We start from the raw sequence: 4,182 nt of genomic DNA, 5'->3' as shown, positions 1-4,182 counted from the left end.
AAAAAATTATGTCTCCGTCTGGAAATACGTGCGTCAGGTCTCATGAATTATTGCCATGATGGTGGTTGGGGAAGGTTTTTATTAGATAAAGCTCCTATGATAACAAATAGGAGCTTTATCTAATCGCATAAAGCACTAAGTCTTATACATTCAATCCCTAATCCTGCCGACTGTCAGCCAATTAAAAAGAGACAAAATTTTACAAGACAGCTGTATGTTCAGTACGGTACATTTGTCGTAGCACGTCCGATTTCACCCAGAACGGCTACGTCTAAAATTTATCATCTGTGTAGCTGATTATCCTCATACTGGCGTGTTGTCTGAATTGGGAAGTTTGTAACACCTGATAGCGGGTTGTCGGCTTATGTTGGTTCCAAGCTACGCCCGCTTTGTATCGTATCTATTTAAAACCAGTTACTTTTAAAACCATGAAAAAGATAACTTTCGCTCTGACACTCATGTTGATCGGAGCCTTTAACACTACCTACGGGCAAAGTGAGCATTCGGCTCACAACGCTCTGACTGGCCAGACCAAGCAGGCGGGTCAGGCAGCACACGAAGAGTACATGGTCATGCACAACGGAAAGATGATGATGGTTCACCAAGGAAAGATGACCCCCATGACAATGGACATGACGATGAGCGACGGAACGCTGTGCATGACCGACGGTACTTGTAAGCGGAAAGACGGCATGGTTGTCAAAATGAAAGAAGGCGACCACTGCATGATTGAAAATGGCAAAATGGTGATTCATGCCGGTGACGAGAAAATGCCTAAACAGAAAAAGAGTAAGATGAAGAGCATGAAGGATGAGTAAAATCCGGCAACTGTATCATGACCATTTTCACTAATCTATTTTTCAAGAGGTATGAACCGCCTTGCTTCGTTTACATCGACGCCAATAACCGGCGATAGGCATGGCAGGCTGGCGTCTCCAGAGTTTTACAGGAACTCGCGTGAGCAAATATTCCATTCGTTGCCTACGCTGCGATCTGTACAGGATATTCAACTGGAGCCGAAGCCCGGTAAACGTTACTGGCCGAACTGCCACCGCGAATGGCGGGAGGAATTCATTTATTTTATCTTAATCGACCGGTTTCATGACTCTTTGTTGCGGCACGCCCCCGATCAGAAGGAACGTACCCATGGCTTCGGTACTGCGGAAAATTTAGGGAATTTCTGCGGAGGAACTTTCGAGGGAATCATTCAGCATTTAGACTATGTGCGCACATTAGGGTGCACGGCGCTTTGGCTAAGTCCAGTTCTCGAAAACAACTTGACAGCTTACCACGGCTACGCCACACAGAATTACTTAGCCGTTGACCCCCGTTTCGGTACGCAGAACGAGCTGGAGCACTTGGTGGAAGCCGCCCACCAGTTGGATATGCGGGTATTCCTGGACATCGTTCTTCATCATTCGGGCGATAACTGGTTTTACCCAGACGACGAACCCTTTTACCATTATCGGGGTGTTCGATTTCCGTTCGGTGACTGGCGGTGGAACGACCGCCCTTTACCCGTTGAATTGCGTAATCCCGACATGTATAACCGACAAGGCAGGATTCGAAATTTTGATGCCTACCCAGAAACACTGGAAGGGGATTTTTTCGGATTAAAAGCTTTTCGCAATGACGCATCTCCTGAAGCGGCCGATGTGCTCGATGTATTAACGAAAGTTTACTGTTACTGGATGCAGGAATTAGATATCGATGGCTTTCGGATCGATGCTGTAAAGCACTTACGCCCTGAAGCTATTCACTACTTCTGCAATCGCGTTCGGGAATATGCTTATCGGTTGGGTAAGAAAAATTTTTTCATTTTCGGTGAGTTAGTGGGTTCCGATCATTTGTGTACAGATTACATTGGTCCTTATAAATCCACCTCAACCGTTGATGTGAATATATACTATGGATTGGATTCAGTACTTGATTTCCCTTTGTACAACATACTGGAGGGGGTTATCAAAGGAGTGGCCTCTCCAACCCGGCTCATTGAGCGATATGCAGAGTTACAGGACCAGGCCCTACATCGCCATCCGCTGGGCGAGTATCTGGTAACGTTTCTGGATAATCATGATCAGATAGGTCAATCGGTAAAACAACGGTTCGGCTACGGTGCTACGGATAAGCAGATTATTGCAGGCGTCGGCTATTTGCTTTGTGCTTTAGGGACTCCCTGTTTGTATTACGGCACTGAACAGGGGTTTGATGGTTCTGGAGCCGATGATCGTTGGGTTCGGGAATGTATGTTTAACCCTGAGGACTTAGGAGTAAATGCCTTCAATCAAAATTGCACTATTTATCAGGCTATTGCTCAACTGGCTTGTATCAGACGCAAGACACCTGCGCTTAAATTTGGTCGAATGTACTGGCGCGAGATTTCGCTGGATGGACAGTTATTTTATTTGCCAACGGAACCGGGAAGTTTACTCGCTTTTTGTCGGATGTTACACGACACGGAGGTTTTAATCGTTTACAATTCCTCGTGCAGCGAGATTCAGACCGGATACGTAATTGTAGATGCAGAACTGCATAAACGAGCTAATAGCTTTTTCTTTCTGTACGGTTCTTCCGGGGAAGCTCCGCTATTAGGCGGGCTGGATAGCTCTATGCCCCGTTGTGTTCAGGTACAGCTACTACCCACGCAATTGGTTATTCTAAGTGCAGGCTAAAAGTAGCTCCGTCTTTTATTTCTATTTTGGAACATTCACTAAACATTCTATTTACCATGAAAGCAATGTTTAAGTCCCTGTTTGTGGTGCTGCTTGGCTTGGCCGCTTTTACGGGATGCCGTGACAACAATAAATCCGTCAACGACACCCTGACGGCTACCACTCCAACAGACCGTGTAATGCATGACGATGATTCGGGCATGAACATGATTCACCGGGGCATGGATATGGTCAAATCGGGCAATGACCTGATGCATCAGGGGCAGATGGCCGATGACAAATCTGTGATGGAGCGGGGTATGAAACTGGTAGATGAAGGCATGGACATGATTGCGATGGGCAAAGAAATGATGGGTAAATCGTCGGCCACGGCATCGAGTCAGCCGATGGCCGATGATATGGATGCCATGGGCCAGGGCATGAGCATGATGAGCCAGGGCATGGACGTGATGACTATGGGCAAAGACACGGCTGCCAAAGGTATGGGGTCTATGAACCAACCCACTATGAGCAAAGGTATGGGTATGATGGACAAAGGAATGGGTATGATGAGTAAGGGGGCAACCCAAATAAAAAAAGCTTCCAAAGACCCTATGCAGAAAGACCCCCCGATGATGGATGATGACAAAGACGATATGTAAGCCCTATACTGTAGTCCGAGCCTGTACGGTGCTGCTGCTGATTAATTGGGGAGCCTGGGCTCAAAGCGATCATCAGAAGCACCACCCCCAGCAGGCTACCATGCCATCGGCCCAACCCATGTCGATGAGTACAAACCCAGCCCCCGACAGTGCTAACGGAAAAATGGCGGGGGGTATGAAGGGTGGAATGAAAGGGGGGATGGAGAATGAGATGGGTAACATGATGGAGATGGGGAAGTCGCCCCCGAAAGAACTCTTTCCATCAATGATGCAGGCACCACTCGACCCTGCCCAACGAGATGCTCTTGGGCAATTTGCCAACGAACGCATTCGTGATGGTAACAGTCTCTTAACGTCGGGCCTGCAAGCCCTAAAGTCAGCTACTGAAGCACAGAACCAGGCGTCCGCTCAGACGGCCATGGAGCAGATCCATCAAGGACAATCTCTGCTTAAAAGTGGATTAGCCGCTCAACGAACGCTGGCGGAGGGAACTGACCCCCGCATAACAGCCCTATCGTGGTTCAAACAGCAGATGAATTTGCTGCCTGTGGAAGCCATTGAACAACCGCATGGATTCTTCGGGCTATCGTGGTTTCATTACATCACCATGTTGTCACTGGCCCTGTTTGTCGTGGCCGTGGTGGGCCTGTATATTCAGAAAATGAAGCGGGCCAACGCACTCGTAGCGAAACTGGCCGGTATTTCGCCGGAAACCCCCGCACCGGCATCAGATGCCATACCAACAACAACGACCTTACTAACTCCCGTTTCAGCCGTTAACCCTGACATTGCGCCTTCTAAGCCTAATTCATGGTCTGGTACGTTGCTAGTAACCGAAATATTTGACGAAACGTCCAACGTTAAGACAT

General features: G+C 47.9%; 3 protein-coding genes and 1 pseudogene. All 4 read left to right on the top strand.

Annotated features, from left to right (window positions below):
• The first annotated feature begins 428 nt into the window (after positions 1-428).
• The gene (locus tag BGO59_RS24815; protein WP_180270104.1) at positions 429-818 is read left to right on the top strand and encodes a DUF6799 domain-containing protein; all 390 of its coding nucleotides are present in this window, start codon (positions 429-431) and stop codon (positions 816-818) included.
• Between the two features lie 51 nt (positions 819-869).
• The gene (locus BGO59_RS24810) at positions 870-2,672 is read left to right on the top strand and encodes an alpha-amylase family glycosyl hydrolase (protein WP_099076910.1); all 1,803 of its coding nucleotides are present in this window, start codon (positions 870-872) and stop codon (positions 2,670-2,672) included.
• A 56-nt stretch (positions 2,673-2,728) separates the two neighbouring features.
• Positions 2,729-3,313 carry a hypothetical protein gene (locus BGO59_RS24805; protein ID WP_099076911.1) on the top strand — a complete coding sequence of 195 codons (585 nt, stop codon included), beginning with the start codon at positions 2,729-2,731 and terminating at the stop codon, positions 3,311-3,313.
• A pseudogene (locus BGO59_RS24800) lies at positions 3,294-4,182 on the top strand (oxidoreductase); the annotation flags it as partial. The gene BGO59_RS24805 and the pseudogene BGO59_RS24800, both read left to right, overlap by 20 nt.

It is taken from the genome of Spirosoma sp. 48-14 (assembly GCF_001898575.1).
Classification (GTDB): Bacteria; Bacteroidota; Bacteroidia; order Cytophagales; family Spirosomataceae; genus Spirosoma.
Note: the sequence above shows the minus strand (reverse complement) of the source record. Positions and strands in the feature narration are given on the sequence as shown.